The following is a 15994-nucleotide window of genomic DNA, read 5'->3' as shown; positions in this document are numbered from 1 at the left end:
AAGCAAGTATCTAAGAGAAGCTCGAGGCCTATGTTAAAACGCATTAAAAACATCGGCCCAGGTGCTTTAATCGCAGCCGCTTTTATTGGTCCGGGCACTGTCACCGCTTGTACCTTAGCAGGGGCAAATTACGGGTATACCTTACTCTGGGCTCTGCTATTTGCGACTGTCGCCACTATTATATTACAAGAAATGTCAGCCCGATTAGGGTTAGTAACCCAACAAGGTCTGGGCGAAACATTACGTATTATGCTGAGTCAGTCTATCTGGAAATGGCCCTTGTTTGGATTGGTCATAGTGGCTTTGTATTTGGGAAACGCGGCATACGAAGCAGGTAACTTATCGGGTGCGGCTTTAGGCATAGAAGCACTAGCACGCGAAAACCAAGCGCTTTACCCCATTTCTGTAGTAGTTATTTCGCTGTTAGCCGGTATTTTATTGTGGCAGGGATCATATAAACACATTGAACGTATATTGCTTATATTAGTGGCACTGATGGCACTCGCATTTATCGGCACTTTTATCTCAGTAGGACCAGACTTAAGCGCACTATTTAAAGGGCTCACCTCACCCAAAATTCCAGACGGCAGCCTGTTAACGGTTATCGCACTCATTGGCACAACAGTTGTACCCTATAACTTGTTTCTGCATGCCTCCGCGGTAAAAGCAAAATGGTCATCTGTCACCGATTTGAATCATGCTCGTGCAGATACCGCCACCGCCATTGGGCTAGGCGGTTTGATTACCATATTGATAGCCTCTACTGCCGCAGCCAGTATCTTTGGGAGCGGTTTGAACATATCAGGGGCCGGCGATATGGCTACACAATTGGAGCCTCTATTCGGTTCATTTTCAAAGACCATGTTAGGAATAGGCTTTTTTGCGGCAGGTTTAAGCAGTTCAATCACCGCGCCTTTAGCCACCGCCTATGCCATGACAGAAATATTAGGGATTAAAGGCGGCACCTCATCACGTATATTCAAGTGGATTGCCCTTAGCGTCATCTTAAGTGGTGCAAGCTTGGCTTTAACCGGCATCAAACCCATTAGCATTATTTTGACCGCACAATTTGCCAATGGTTTATTGTTGCCTATTATTGCGATATTTTTGCTGGTTGTGATGAATCAGAAAAAACAATTAGGTCAATATACCAATAAATGGTTGGGCAATACTTTGGGTATCATAGTGGTAATGGTGACTGCGGGATTAGGTATTCGTTTGATAATGAGCGCTACTGGGGTGCTTTGAGTTCAACTGGTCTAGAAACATTTTTAATAGTCGGCTGAATCAATAATGCAGCGATTCCAAAAGTAAATCGACTACGACCCCAATTATTCCTCTCAGGCCCTATTTGGGAAAAGTGAAAGCACGCTTCTTGGAAATAGCAGTGGTGGAGCCACTTAAGATCAAAAATAGGCGTAGCCGAAGCTTGTGCTTTTGACCTACCTGAACAAAAAAGCAGAGTCATTTAACCTGATTTAATTATGGGGCATGTGATCAGTGTCGTAGCCAATTATGTTGCTATAACCGAAGTCGATATTATAAAAAGAGTCAAGGGCTCGCAAAAAGAGAACGAAGCAAGAAAGTTGCAATGTATTTTAGCCAGGAGTTAGTTGCAGCGAAGTTGACAGATATAGCGGCTCGATTTCATTTGAGTTATGTCGGATCCGTGAGCTTTATTACCCACCACATCCACAAACGCGAGAGAGAAAATAGCCAGTTTGGGACACATGTCCATGGCGTCGGGTGTAGATTGTCTAGTTACCGGAGATGATAGAATGGTAATGAAAGCGGCTGCAATTTATCAATTTCTAAGTAACAACACAGTAGTTGTTCATGTGGGAAAACCTAAGCCGTGATAAGGGATTTGAAACCGAAACCTGCGAGATCAGAACCGATAAAAAAGCAGCTAAGAAAACACCCAAGTACATAAACTCCCAATTAAAAATGGGTTACGCAAATTAATTCAGCCTATCCCGCCAACTTTGGATCTTTAATGAACAAAATATCCATGATAATCGATGGATTCCAATCGCGCATGGCTGCTTCGCAACTTATACGAATATCATCGAGTTCGCTAATAGTGGCAACTGAAAATGACTCATTAACGATGATATGTACCAATATATAAAGATCTCTTCCACGTTTGCTGATACGTACTTCAACATGTTCATAAGGAACAGCTAAAAGCGTTTGCTTGAGTTTTTTCTCAATTACCGCAGTAACAGCTTCAGGCGGTGCTTTGTTGATGACTTCTTTGAGGCTATCGAGCATGATTTTGCCTGGTATAGGTAAAATCGCAGTGCCCAAGAAAATAAGTAGCAATGGGTCGATCAGGGGGGCATAGTTTGCAAAACTAGTTTTTTCAATAAAATAAGCAAGACCAAAACCCAGTAATATCGATGCACTTAGCACTCCGTCCACAAACCAAGTATGAGCATCAACGCCAACTAAATCTGAACGCAAACTACTACCTTGATATTTCATATAACTGGATACTGCAAAACAGCCTATTGTTGCTATAGCACCATAAATTATCGCCAGCCCAAATTCCGCAGAATTACCCCCCGTCATCAGACTATTTATAGACCCAACAACAGCGTACAAACAAGTGGCAATAATAATTAATGATTTAAATAGATTAAGAGTGGGTTCAATGGCGGTATAGCCAAAGTGGAATCTGTCATCGTCGGGCATTTGCACAAGGTTAGCCACTTTCAACGTTAACAAAGCCATGAAAAAAGAAATGAGAGAATAGATACCGTCAAATAAAATAGCATCAGAATGAGTAATAAGAGCAAAACCAAAAGCAACAAAAACAAATAATCCAGCCACATAGAATGACAGGGTTAATAGGCGTTTTTCTTTTTTTTCGTGAAAACCAATGACCATTGAAAATAGACTGAGAGGTATTGAATTCGCGGATATTACTCCACTTTCCAAAATAAGATAGTGATTTCAAAAAATATTGTATTGGTGATTTAGAGGGTTAATTGAACCGCATATTGGGATAGAAATTAAGACAGAAATGGCCCAAATATACGTGATTTAATTGATTGCATCTCTTACTATTTTAAATCGTTAATCAAATGCACTCAATCATGGAGCCTGCAGGTTCAGAGCCGATGAAATGTATTTATGGAGCAGTTAAATAGCAGGTCGAAAGTTTCTAGTCATTTGTAAACATTGACACAGAAACCAAAGTAATAAAGTACCCAAGTACAGTCTAATCGACATTCACAAGGTGGTGGGTAGCTTTTCATTTTTACGCTTTAAAGTGATGGGTTCGAGATTATTTAAGATTTAACAATATGAATACAGTTAAGTGGGTTGTCCAGCTGCAAAATGCGGGCAATGTGGATGAGCAGACTTCGTGTCGGAGGAGTTCAGAATGTGTGGTAGTTATTAGTTCACTGACTCCAGATACTTAAGACAACCCGCTCGTTCACACTTAAAAACCGTCGAAATTTCGCTACTATTCGCTACTATTCGCTGCTAAATAGTCATTCTGCTTCACAAATAAAAGAGCAACATCGTGCACACTAAATATATATGTAACAATAAATTGTGAACATGTTTTTAAGTCGTTTCGTATTAATATTTATATGTGAAAATCTAAGCTAGAACGCAACTTACTCAAATTGGCTCTGACCTTTTATTTAGAAATAAATACTGCAATTTACGGTCTAGTTACTTATAAGTTACAAAAAGAGGCGCCTTATGAACCGTAGAAAATTTATCACGTCAACCCTTGCAGTCACCGCTAGCCTAGGATTAGGTAGCACCATGTTTTCGGCTTTTGCTGAGCCCACGTTGAAAAAAACCAAAACTGCGCTTGCAGTAGAGCAGGAATGGCGCGAGTTATTACCTAAGGACTACAGTGACAGCTTAGTGTTAACGCCTATTGAATTGAGTGAGCAAGAATGGCAACAACGTCTTAGTTCAGCTGCCTTTAAAGTGTTGCGAGATGAGCAAACAGAGCGCCCTGGCTCATCCGCCCTAAATCAACAACATAGCAAGGGCATATATGCCTGTGCAGGTTGTGATTTACCATTATTTTCGTCAGCGATGAAGTTTGAAAGCGGTACAGGATGGCCGAGTTTTATCACTCACATACCTGGACATTTGGCGACTAAAACAGATTATAAAATGATTTGGCCACGTACCGAATATCATTGTGTACGCTGTGGTGGACATCAGGGCCATGTGTTCGATGATGGGCCTAAGCCCACCGGCAAACGTTGGTGTAACAATGGCGTAGCACTTAAGTTTATAGCGATGAACCCCAGCTAATAATAATTGGCTTACCTGATCTATTTAATTGCTATAAGCACATCAAGATGCTCTTTCCTTAGAGTCAGGTAAATACAACAGTTACTCGCCCTGCCAACTTTTTAGAAGTTGCTCGTAGGCAACCGTCTGGCCTTGAGGTTTTTCATTGGCTAATTTAGCTTTTGGCGAACCAGGTTGCGCTAACCAATATTCGGGATCTCTTGGTTTATTTAGTTTAGGTCCACACTCTCCTTGCACATTGGCCCGTTCCAATCGTTGCATCACCTTATCTTGTGCAGCGGCTAGTCCGTCTAACGCTTTTTGGGCTGAGCTCTCGCCACTGGCAACGTCAGAAATATACTTCCACCATAGTTGTGCAAGTTTGGGATAATCTGGCACGTTGGTTCCTGTGGGAGTCCATTGTTTACGGGCTGGGCTTCGATAAAACTCAACCAAGCCACCCAGCATTGGCGCCACGTCAGTCATTTGTTGTGAGTTAATATCAGATTCACGGAAAGGTGTTAAACCCACTAAGGTCTTTTTCAAAGATACCGTTTTAGAAACAGTAAACTGTGCATACAGCCAAGCGGCTAAACGACGTTTTTCTGGTGTTGAATTTAAGAATGTCCAAGCACCTGTATCTTGATAACCCAGCTTCATGCCTTCTTCCCAGTATGGACCTTTTGGAGAGGGAGCCATACGCCACTTAGGTGTGCCGTCGGCATTCACTACCGGTAGTCCTGGCACATTCATACTGGCCGTAAACGCCGTGTACCAAAATATTTGTTGCGCAATAGCGCCTTGTGCCGGCACTGGGCCTGATTCAGAAAAAGTCATACCCTGTGCTTCTGGTGGCGCATATTGACGTAACCAATCCACATATTTTTGGGTGGCGTAAACAGCTGCAGGGCCGTTGGTTGCTCCCCCTCTGGAAACACTAGAGCCCACTGGTTGGCAGCCCTCTACGCGAATGCCCCATTCATCTACTGGTAATCCGTTAGGTATGCCTACATCGCCAGCACCTGCCATTGAAAACCATGCGTCGGTGAATCGCCATCCAAGAGACGGGTCTTTCTTTCCATAATCCATGTGACCATAAACTGGCTGACCATCAAGCACTTTGACTTTGTCACTGAAAAACTCGGCAATATCCTCATAGGCAGACCAATTAACTGGTACCCCTAATTCGTAGCCATATAGTTCTTTGAATTTACTTTTTAGGTCCGCTCGTTCAAACCAATCGGCTCTAAACCAATACAGATTGGCAAATTGTTGGCTGGGTAGCTGATAGATTTTTCCATCTGGACCAGTAGTAAAACTTAAACCGATAAAGTCTTCTAAATCTAACGTGGGTAACGTTAAGTCTTTGCCATCACCGGCTATCATATCTGAAATAGGCACAACTTTACCGTAGCGAAAATGAGTACCAATTAAGTCAGAATCATTTACGTAAGCATCATAAATATTTCGACCCGATTGCATTTGGGTCTGTAGTTTTTCGACTACGTCACCCTCTTGGATCAAGTCATGAGTAATATTGATACCGGTAATTTCACTGAACGCTTTCGCTAATACCTTAGACTCGTATTCATGTGTCGCAATGGTTTCTGAGGCAACATTAATGCTCATACCGGCGAAAGGTTTAGACGCCTCGATAAACCAACGCATTTCCTGTAACTGTTGCTCTTGCGTCAAGGTGGAATCAGTAAACTCACTTTTTAGCCACCGTTTCGCCGCATCTTCATCTGCTTTAACGGCTTGAACCGATAAGCCAAGGGTCAACATCAAACTGGCTAATTGTATTTTTTTTTGCATACTACCCCCTAAATTTTCTTTTACGATTGACCAGTTTACTGGCAATAAATAGATTGAATAAACATTAACGTTGAGGTCAACCCCAACGAAGTAGCGCCGCCATAATTACGACCGAAATACCAAAGGCTACCCATAAAGTTACATCGGTTAAGCCCAGAAAAAGTAAGTGCAAAAATGCACTGCTTAATAACCCGATAAATAACCTGTCACCACGCGTTGTGGATATAGGCAGCCAACCTTTACGTTCAACACATGGCTTACGAATTTCCAAAATAGTCATGACCAACAACAGGCTGGCAATCCCTATAAAAAACAAGGCACTGGGCATAGTCCATGCCATCCAGCTCAACATGTTTTTTCACTGCATTTTAGATGAACGTTCATTTATACCCTCCCCAAAGCAAAACCTTTGGCAACATGGTTACGCACAAACCAAATAACCAATATGCCCGGTAAAATAGTCAGCACTCCGGCAGCAGCTAACACCCCCCAGTCGATTCCTGCAGCGCCAACAGTGCGGGTCATAATGGCCGAAATAGGCTTTGCATCGACCGATGTTAACGTTCGTGCCAAGAGTAATTCAACCCAAGAAAACATGAATGTAAAAAAGGCTGTAACACCTATACCCGAGCGGATCATCGGGATAAATATTTTGATGAAGAAGTGCCCAAAACTATAACCGTCAATATACGCCGTCTCGTCGATTTCCCGAGGCACACCAGACATAAAACCTTCCAAAATCCATACCGCTAAGGGGATAGTAAACAAACAGTGAGCGAGTGCTACCGCTAGGTGTGTATCGAATAATCCTACCGAGGAATACAATTGAAAAAACGGTAATAGAAACACGGCTGGCGGCGCCATACGGTTACTCAACAACCAAAAAAACAAATGTTTATCACCCACAAATTTATAACGGCTAAATGCATACGCTGCGGGTAGCGAAACCAGCAAGGTGATCACCAAATTCATTGCCACGTAGGTCATAGAGTTCACATATCCCATATACCAGCTTGCATCAGTAAAAATGGTAATGTAGTTATCAAACGTAAAGTCTGTTGGCCATAACGTTAACTGCCCCAAGATTTCGTCATTGGTTTTAAACGACATGTTGAGCAACCAATAAATGGGTAACAACACGAAGATGAGATACATGAACATGCCTAAGTTACGTTTACTTATCATGTTTGTTGCCATTATCAGACTTTTCCATATGTGTAATTGTGGTAAAAAACAACCAAGACACCAGCAACACAATTAAGAAATACACCAGAGAAAATGCCGCGGCTGGGCCAATATCAAACTGACCTATGGCCATTTGGGTTAAGGTTTGACTCAAAAAGGTGGTCGAGGTGCCTGGACCACCACCTGTCAATACAAAGGGCTCGGTGTAAATCATAAAGCTGTCCATAAAGCGCAGCAGCACCCCTATCACCAACACATTTCTTAAGCGCGGTAACTGGATATACCGAAAGACTGCCCAGGGTGACGCACGATCTATTTTTGCCGCTTGGTAATAAGCATCGGGGATAGCCCGCAACCCTGAGTAACACAACAAGGCGACCAGCGAAGTCCAATGCCATACATCCATCAACAACACCGTTAACCAAGCATCTAAAGGGTTAGAGGTGTAATTATAGTCGATGCCTAAATTGTTCAAGGTCCAGCCAAAAAGTCCTATGTCTCCCCGAGCGAAGACTTGCCAAATGGTGCCCACTACATTCCAAGGAATAAGCAATGGCAATGCCAATAAAATAAGCACCGCTGACGCCTGCCATCCGCGCGTGGGCATCATTAATGCCACAACGATACCTAAGGGAATTTCAATTAAAAGAACCGAAAACGAAAAACCAAACTGACGCAATAAAGAATCATGTAAACGTGTGTTGCGTAACGTTTCTTGATACCACTCAACTCCCACAAAATAAGCAGTATTCTGGTCAAAAATATCTTGTAGTGAATAATTCACGACTGTCATCAGGGGAATAATAGCCGAAAATGCCACCAGCAAAAACATCGGTAAAACTAACCACCAGGCTTTGTTATTGGGTACCTTATTCATGGTTTTCGCTCTTGTAATCGCCCTTATTCACGAGAACAGGTTCACCCACCAAATACTCATCTATATACAATTTTAACCATTGGCTAGGGAAAACCAAATATACGCCAGCACCGCTAAACTGCATTTTTTCGGCTACACGTACCTGCATCTCTAGTCCGGCAAAGTCCACCACCACCAGTTGGTAGCTACCTAAATGCTGCACGGATAAAACACTTGCGGGGAAACTATTCGCTTCATACGTTTCACTCAACTCAATAAATTCTGGCCGAATGCCTAGTTTAAGATTAGTAGAGTGACAGCTCTTCAAAGCCGCTTGTTGTGACCCGCTGATAGCCAAGCTAATGTTCTGGTAAAACACTCGCCCTTTATCTTTTTCATTTTTTTTGCCTTCTTCACTTTTTTTAATTGGAATAAAATTCATTCCGGGGCTACCAATAAAATACCCCACAAAACTGTGATTAGGTCGCTCAAACAATTCTTGAGGGCTACCAAACTGTACAATCTTCCCTTGGTACATCAAGGCTATTTCATCCGCAAAGGTAGCGGCTTCTAGCTGGTCATGAGTCACATACAGCATAGTAATATTTAACTGCTCGTGAATTTGTTTGAGTTTGCGTCTTAGCTTCCACTTTAGATTAGGGTCAATCACAGTGAGAGGTTCGTCAAACAAAATGGCTGATACATCTTCACGAACCAGACCCCGTGCCATTGATACCTTTTGTTTTTGGTCAGCGCTTAAGTTTTTAGCTTTCTTATCAAGAGAGTCTGTTAGCTCCAACAAGTCAGCAATTTCGCGCACCTTAATTTTAATTTGTGCTTTGGGCATTTTTATATTTTTAAGAGGGAAAGCCAAGTTTTCTGCCACTGTCATGGCATCGTAAACAACTGGAAATTGAAACACCTGAGCGATATTACGTTGCTCAGGGCTTAGGGCGTTCACTACTTGGTCGTCAAATAATACTTCGCCTTGTGAGGGACTGAGCAAACCTGAAATAATATTCAGTAACGTCGACTTCCCGCAACCAGAAGGTCCTAACAAAGCATAGGCGCCGCCTTGCTTCCAGACATGATCTAAGGCTTGAATAGCATAGTCTTGAGGATGTGTTTGGGGATTACGGGGTTGTGCTAAATAACTATGAGCAAGACTTTTAAGCGTAATGGTAGCCATTACTTTACTTCCAAAGAATGTGTGTCTGGCCAGCGAATTGCCTTACCTGCTAGGTCAAACACAAAAAGATCCTCCAAGGGTAAAAAAATGTCAATGCCACTGCCCGACCGAAAACTCATAATTGACAGTATATGCAAAGTCCAGCTCAAGCTTGTTTGATCCGAGTCTACACTGACTTCTACGTGTAAATAGGTTTCTGAGGCACTGATTTCAGCTAAATCAACTTTGGCTCTCAAAACAATGCTCGCAGTATTGTTTGGCTGAAGATAAATATGATTGGGTCTTATTGCAAACTGGTACTGGCCGTTTGGCAAATCACATAAATGAGCGATGTCAGCCAGACTGGTAGGGCTTTGAATCTGCAATACACCATTGTCTACGCTGGCAGAAAAAACGTTCAAAGGAGGCTCACTATATAAATCAGCAGCATACAAATTTACTGGCTTAGCAAACTGTTCTTGCGCTAAACCTGCCTGCAATACTTTCCCTTGATGCAGCAAGGTAGTAGTGCCGCTCAAAGCCAAGGCTTCATGGGCCTCGGTGGTGGCATATATAGCAATGGTTTCTCGGGTTTTAAACAAGACTTTTAATTCACTTCGAAGTTCTTCCCTAAGTTTGTAATCCAAGTTCACTAGGGGTTCGTCAAACAATACGATGCCGGCGTCTTTAACGAGTGCTCGGGCCATAGCACAACGTTGTTGTTGTCCACCTGAAAGTTCTAAAGGCAGGCGTTGCAGATATTCTCCAATATGCAACATGTCGGCGATGTGTTTGACGCGTCTTGTTATTTCGCCAGCGGATACTTTTGCCAGCTGCAACGGGGAAGCAATATTTTCCCAGACGGTTAAATGAGGGTAATTAATAAACTGCTGATAGACCATCGAAAGACCGCGTTTTTGAACGGCAACACCTGTTACATCCTGCTCATTATAAAACACCTGTCCACGACTCGGTTTATCTAAACCGGCAAGCACTCTTAGCAGAGATGTCTTTCCAGCCAGTGTTCGGCCTAACAGCACGTTGAACGATCCGGCCTCAAACCTGAGTGAAATATCTTGGAGATAACACTGCTCTTCCACCAGCAAACTGACATCTTTTAATTCTAGCGCCAACAGACATTCCACCACTTCAATTTTATTAACAAAAAAATAACACAATCAACGTTATAACAAGTTGTTGTTAATTGATATGTATCCATAACAGATCAACACATTTCTATAAAGGCATCGACAAATCGTTGCGGGGACTCAGCATCCATATTGAAATATAACGATGGCTCGATCAACTCTATTTCTATGACAGCAAATTCATTTTTATAGCGCACCAAATCTATCCGCGCATACAACACATCTGCTGGCAACGCAGCTAAACAATGTCTTGCAGTGGTTAGCATCTCTTCGCATGGTTGAATAGATTTGAGCTGACCACCATGCTCTTCTTGTACTCTGAAATCACCAGCTCCGGGCTGTTTTAAAATACTGTGGCTATAATGTCCAGCAAAATAAAACAGTGAATACTCGCCCTCATCAACAATGCCAGTTAAAAAAGGCTGCAGCATAAATTCACGCTCAGCAAAAACGGCCTTTAGCTGGTCAGCTTGCTGTTTGAGGTTTTCTGGCGTCAATCTATAGGTATGATCGGCGTTAGCACTCACCAAAGGTTTTAGGACTATTTCTGATGTATCAAAATGACTAAAACCATGCTGCAATTCAGTCAATATAAAAGCGTTAAACCAAAGCGTGGGCACAATATTGATACCTTGGTTTTGTAAATCATTCAAGTAGCTTTTACTGATATTCCACTCGACAATTTTCAAGCTATTTTGCAATTGAGCTGACGAGGCCTCAATACGTTGTAAACATGCCATAAACCCCTCGACATCGTCCTGATAATCCCACGTTGTGCGGATCACCACCACATCATAGTCATTCCAATCAACATCCGTTTTTCGCCAAGACACTTCTTCGGCTAACCAGCCCGCAGCTTTTAATGGATCAAATAACATTTGGTCGTAAGAAAAAAAGTCTTCTAGACTGTCCATGGATAAAAAAGCACAACGTTTCATAGGTATCTTCATTGTTAAATGATTGAATGATCATTCACTATAATAAATTCAGCATGGTTTTTACACCACAGCATGCGGCACTTTCATAAAAAATCGGCATATAAATCACACATTTTTACAAATGAACTGATATATCTTGGTTCTCGTAAGTTATTATAAATTTATAAGAAGTTGTAGTTAGGGCAAAACAGAATGAAAAAGAAGTGGTTTAAAGGAATATTACCTCTGGTAATACTGGCAATTGGTTTTGGCGGCATGACTGTTATAAAGGCTTCTGGCGAAGAAGAAGAAAATAAAGAACCAGTCGACACACGCCCTACGGTCAAAATTGAAACCGCTATTGCCGAAGATTACCAAGTGAGAATTACTAGCTACGGTGAGGTTAAACCGCTTGAGAGTACTATGGTTTCGGCACAAGTATCCGGAGAAGTACTGACTTGGCATCCTAACTTTGTACCCGGTGGTTTGGTTTTGCGTGGTGATACTCTTTTTACCATCGAACTATACACTTATGAAGCCGCTTTATTACAAGCAGAAGCTGACCTGAGTTTAGCTCAAGCAAATCTAATTGAAGAACAAGCTAGAGCAGAGGTGGCCGAGCGTGAAGCAAAAGGCAGCAGAGTATCTGATTTGTATTTGCGTAAACCGCAGATGTTAAGTGCTCAAGCATCAGTCAAATCAGCTCAAGCAAGATTAAAAATCGCCCAACGAGACCTAGAAAACTGCACAATTAAAGCACCCTATGATGCCTTGGTAATTAGTCGTGATTTAGGTGTTGGACAATACGTTAACCAAGGTTCTCAAGTAGGTATACTTTACAATATCGAATCTGCAGAAGTCACTTTCCCTATTGCTGGCTTTGACAGAGAATTTTTACCCAACGACATTACCCAACAAATAGCCACTATCAGAACCAAAGGATATAACGCCATTGTTCGCGAGGGTATGGTTACCCGAGATTTAGGCATTATTGACCAAAGTACACGCATGAGTCAGTTGGTAGTGAAAATAGAAGACCCTTACGGCTTAAAATCTTCTGCTCCACCATTAAAATTTGGCCATTATGTGGAAGTGAGTTTTGCCGGAAAAACGCTAAATCAGGTATATCGTTTACCCCAAGAATTAGTCAATAACCGTATTATTTGGCTGTTAGACGAAGAACAACAAATGCAGCCGCAACGGGTTGAAATCCTGCGCGAAGAAGGTGCATATTTTTTGATAAGTGAAGGTCTACAAAACCAAGATAAATTAGTGACGACTCTGCCTGAATATCCCCAGAAAGGCATGAAAGTTAAAATTGCCGAGCCTAAAGAAGACTTAGTCGTTCAGAAATCATTATAAGGGCACCATCATGTCTACCGAAAATACAGGCAGTCCAGCTACCGAGCCACAAACACCCGAGCCTAAACAAACTGGGTTAATCGCGTTTTTTGCCAATAATTCAGTGGCCGCTAATTTAATGATGATGTTTATCATTGTCATGGGGCTATATAGCTATTTTTCTATTCAACGGCAAATGTTCCCTAACATTGAAGTCAACTATATCAATGTTAGTGCGGTCTATCGCGGCGCCTCGCCTCAGGAAATTGAACAAAGCATCCTGATAAAAATTGAAGAAGCCATCAAAGACATTACTGAAATCAAAAAGGCGACTTCACGGGCATTTCGCGGCAACGGGCGAATTAGCTTAGAAATTCAAAAAGACCAAGAACTCACTGAGGTACTCGACAAGGTCAAAGCTAGGGTCGATAGCATTGCAACTTTTCCGGCAGATATGGAGCCACCTAATATTTCACAAGTTGAATTTAGGCAAGATGTAATTGAAATGGCACTGGTGGGTGATACTCCTATTACTGAGCTCAAACCCATAGCGAAACAAATTGAAGATGAATTATTGCAGTTGAATAACGTTTCACTGGTGTCGCTAGATGCGCCTCAGGACGAAATAGCCATTGAAATCGACCCAGAAACTCTGCGTAAATATAATTTGACTATAGCGGATGTTACCCAAGCTATTAGTCGATATTCAACCAATATCTCTGCGGGACAATTACGCACTGATTCGGGCATAGTCGCCATACGAGTTGAAAACCAATTATACAGCGGCGATGAATTTAGACGTATTCCGGTCAAAATTGGTGCTAACGGTGCCAAAGTGTTACTCGAAGATGTAGCCGAAATAAAGGACGGTTTCACTGAAGGCGAGCGGTACTTTAAATACTCAGGCGAAAACGCCATATTTTTATCAGTTAAAGCCACTAAAGACCAAAATACCGTACCAGTCGCCGAATCGGTTAAGGCCTACATAGAAGAGCGTAATAAAACGTTACCACCAGGTTTACAAATTAAAACCCTAGTCGATATGACCTTCTATCTGAATGGTCGGCTGAATATGATGTTAGGCAACCTGTTTCAAGGTGCATTCTTGGTGGCCTTATTACTGACTATTTTCTTAAGGTTTAGATTAGCTTTTTGGGTAATGGTGGGGCTACCTGTTTGTTTTTTAGGTGCGGTAATGATGATGCCGGTATTTGGTATCACTATAAATATATTGTCACTTTTTGCTTTTATTATGGTGCTGGGGATAGTGGTAGATGATGCCATTGTCATAGGTGAAAGCGCCTATACAGAGATAGAAAAGAAAGGGGGTGGCGTTGAAAGTGTTGTTCGCGGGGCTAAACGCGTAGCGACACCCGCTACTTTTGGGGTGTTAACCACTATAGCGGTTTTTGCTCCGACTCTGTTTTCATCTGGTCCAGAAAGCGCGTTTTTTGTTAATATTTCCACAGTGGTGATTTTGTGTTTGGTATTTAGTTTAATTGAATCAAAGTTAATTTTACCAGCACATTTAGCCCATATGAAGTTTACTCCAATCAAAGAAAACAGTTGGCGTGCCAAATTCAACAAGGGCTTTTTTGGTTTTGTGAATGGTCCTTATCAACGCTTTATTATCCGTTGCATTGAATGGCGCTGGTTAGTGTTTGCGGCCTTCATTGCCATGCTTTTTATTAGCCTTGGGTTACTTCAAGGTAATTACGTTCGTATGGTTCCTTCACCAAAAGTGCCCCACGACTTTCCAAGTATCAATATATCGATGAACGAAAATGCCTCTGACATGGCTACTATCGACGCATTAAAAGCCATCGAAAGTACTATCATTTTTGTAGATAAAAAGATAATCGAAGAATACGGTAGCAGCATGATGAAAGACATTATGGTGTTTAATCAGGGTCGCACTGATGGTCGAATCATAGTGCCATTAGTAGATGAGGAAGAACGTCATTTTGATGCTTTTGAGTTAGCCAGAAGATGGCGCGAAGAGCTACCCGTGATACCAGGGCTTAAATCTATTACTATTCAAGACGACTTAATGGGTGGTGGCAACGACGACGGTGAATTTGGCTTCATGTTATTTGGCGCTGATATCAATCAACTGAATGCTGCTGGTCGTGAATTTATTGCCATGTTACAACAACAAGAAGGTCTGTTTGATATTAGCTCTTCTATCGATCCTGCCAGCAAAGAAATTCAAATTGATTTGTTACCTGTGGCTTATGATCTTGGTCTAAACCTTTCCAGTATTGCCAGTCAAGTAGGAGCCAGCTTCTTTGGTGGCGAAGCACAAAGGGTGATCCGTGATGGTGAAGAAGTACGCGTCATGGTGCGCTACCCTAAACTTACTCGCGAACGTTTCGCCGAGTTAAAATATGCGGTTATTACGACGCCAACCGGACAAGAAGTGATGTTAGGTGATGTAGTGACTCTTACAGAAGAGCCTGGTATCAACTATATTCGCAGAGAACAAGGGTATCGTAGTGTCTATGTGTATGGTTCTATTGATGAAGAACAGGTTGAACCAAACGAGGTGATAAAAGAGGTTGAAGAAAAGCTTTTGCCTCAATTACAAGCTAATTTCCCTGGGGTTAAATCGGAACTAGGTGGCAGCATCGAAGAACAACAAGCCCAAGAAGATCAGCAAATTACTTTCTTTATTGCTGGTATGCTAATTGTGTTTATCTTACTTGCCGCGCCTTTAAAAAGTTACGGTCAACCACTGATTATCATGTCAGTTATCCCCTTTAGTTTAACCGGCGCTATTTGGGGGCACTTTTTCTTTGGCATTGATTTAAGCATGATGTCATTTTTTGGACTTATCGCTGCAGCTGGGGTGGTCATTAACGACAGCTTAGTGATGACTGACTTTGTTAACCAAAGACGTAAACAAGGCCATGCGACTAAAGCTGCTGTAACTGAAGCAGGTTGTGCCAGATTCAGAGCTATTACCCTTACTTCTATCACCACCTTTGCTGGTGTATTACCCATAATGTTTGAAACGAGCTTGCAAGCCAAAATCATAGTGCCTATGGCCGTAGCATTAGGTTTTGCGGTGCTTTACGCAACCTTGGTCACCCTAATTTTAGTGCCTTGTTTGTATATGATTTTAGAAGATTTCAAGGCTTTATTTATCACTCTGTTTAAATTTATTGGCAGAGTGTTTAGCCGAAAAAGCAAAAATACCGGTCCTACCGATACATCCCCTTCAGAAGCCTAGGCTTGTGATTAATAAAACGAGCGCCTTAATCGGCGCTTGTTTTGTTTTAGGGATAACAGA

At 42.0% G+C, this 15994-nt stretch carries 12 protein-coding genes; 4 read left to right on the top strand and 8 right to left on the bottom strand.

Annotation, left to right across the window (positions count from 1 at the left end):
• The first annotated feature begins 30 nt into the window (after positions 1-30).
• Positions 31-1248 carry an Nramp family divalent metal transporter gene (locus CXF95_RS17585; protein WP_101199880.1) on the top strand — a complete coding sequence of 406 codons (1218 nt, stop codon included), beginning with the start codon at positions 31-33 and terminating at the stop codon, positions 1246-1248.
• A gap of 723 nt (positions 1249-1971) precedes the next feature.
• Here the strand turns inward: CXF95_RS17585 and CXF95_RS17580 are convergent.
• The gene (locus tag CXF95_RS17580) at positions 1972-2892 is read right to left on the bottom strand and encodes a cation diffusion facilitator family transporter (RefSeq protein WP_101199879.1); all 921 of its coding nucleotides are present in this window, start codon (positions 2890-2892) and stop codon (positions 1972-1974) included.
• A gap of 828 nt (positions 2893-3720) precedes the next feature.
• Here CXF95_RS17580 and msrB point away from each other — a divergent pair.
• Positions 3721-4293 (top strand): peptide-methionine (R)-S-oxide reductase MsrB, encoded by a 573-nt coding sequence (gene msrB / locus CXF95_RS17575; RefSeq protein ID WP_101199878.1) that lies wholly within the window; start codon positions 3721-3723, stop codon positions 4291-4293.
• 81 nt (positions 4294-4374) lie between these two features.
• On the opposite strand, the gene CXF95_RS17570 is transcribed toward msrB, so the two are convergent.
• The 7 genes from CXF95_RS17570 to CXF95_RS17540 form a co-directional block, all read right to left on the bottom strand.
• Positions 4375-6087 carry an ABC transporter substrate-binding protein gene (locus CXF95_RS17570; protein ID WP_101199877.1) on the bottom strand — a complete coding sequence of 571 codons (1713 nt, stop codon included), beginning with the start codon at positions 6085-6087 and terminating at the stop codon, positions 4375-4377.
• Between the two features lie 76 nt (positions 6088-6163).
• Entirely contained in the window at positions 6164-6439 is a 276-nt protein-coding gene (locus tag CXF95_RS17565; RefSeq protein WP_232787903.1) for a DUF2160 domain-containing protein, read from the bottom strand.
• 32 nt (positions 6440-6471) lie between these two features.
• Positions 6472-7269: a carbohydrate ABC transporter permease gene (locus CXF95_RS17560; protein ID WP_304528705.1), complete on the bottom strand. Its 798-nt coding sequence runs from the start codon at positions 7267-7269 to the stop codon at positions 6472-6474.
• A complete protein-coding gene (locus CXF95_RS17555) occupies positions 7262-8149 on the bottom strand; it encodes a carbohydrate ABC transporter permease (RefSeq protein ID WP_101199875.1) in 888 nt (295 codons plus the stop codon). The genes CXF95_RS17560 and CXF95_RS17555 overlap by 8 nt, the downstream gene beginning before the upstream one ends.
• On the bottom strand, positions 8142-9317 hold the full coding sequence (locus tag CXF95_RS17550) for an ABC transporter ATP-binding protein (protein ID WP_101199874.1): 1176 nt from the start codon (positions 9315-9317) through the stop codon (positions 8142-8144). The genes CXF95_RS17555 and CXF95_RS17550 overlap by 8 nt, the downstream gene beginning before the upstream one ends.
• Positions 9317-10429: an ABC transporter ATP-binding protein gene (locus CXF95_RS17545; RefSeq protein ID WP_101200108.1), complete on the bottom strand. Its 1113-nt coding sequence runs from the start codon at positions 10427-10429 to the stop codon at positions 9317-9319. The genes CXF95_RS17550 and CXF95_RS17545 overlap by 1 nt, the downstream gene beginning before the upstream one ends.
• Before the next feature lie 92 nt (positions 10430-10521).
• Entirely contained in the window at positions 10522-11382 is an 861-nt protein-coding gene (locus tag CXF95_RS17540; protein WP_101199873.1) for a RimK family alpha-L-glutamate ligase, read from the bottom strand.
• Between the two features lie 192 nt (positions 11383-11574).
• On the opposite strand from CXF95_RS17540, the gene CXF95_RS17535 reads away from it, so the two are divergent.
• Both CXF95_RS17535 and CXF95_RS17530 read left to right on the top strand, forming a co-directional pair.
• A complete protein-coding gene (locus CXF95_RS17535) occupies positions 11575-12723 on the top strand; it encodes an efflux RND transporter periplasmic adaptor subunit (RefSeq protein WP_101199872.1) in 1149 nt (382 codons plus the stop codon).
• A 10-nt stretch (positions 12724-12733) separates the two neighbouring features.
• Complete coding sequence (locus CXF95_RS17530) at positions 12734-15934, top strand: efflux RND transporter permease subunit (protein WP_101199871.1); 3201 nt, start codon at positions 12734-12736, stop codon at positions 15932-15934.
• Positions 15935-15994: the final 60 nt, after the last annotated feature.

Source organism: Paraglaciecola sp. MB-3u-78 (assembly GCF_002835935.1).
GTDB lineage: Bacteria > Pseudomonadota > Gammaproteobacteria > Enterobacterales > Alteromonadaceae > Paraglaciecola.
Note: the sequence above shows the minus strand (reverse complement) of the source record. Positions and strands in the feature narration are given on the sequence as shown.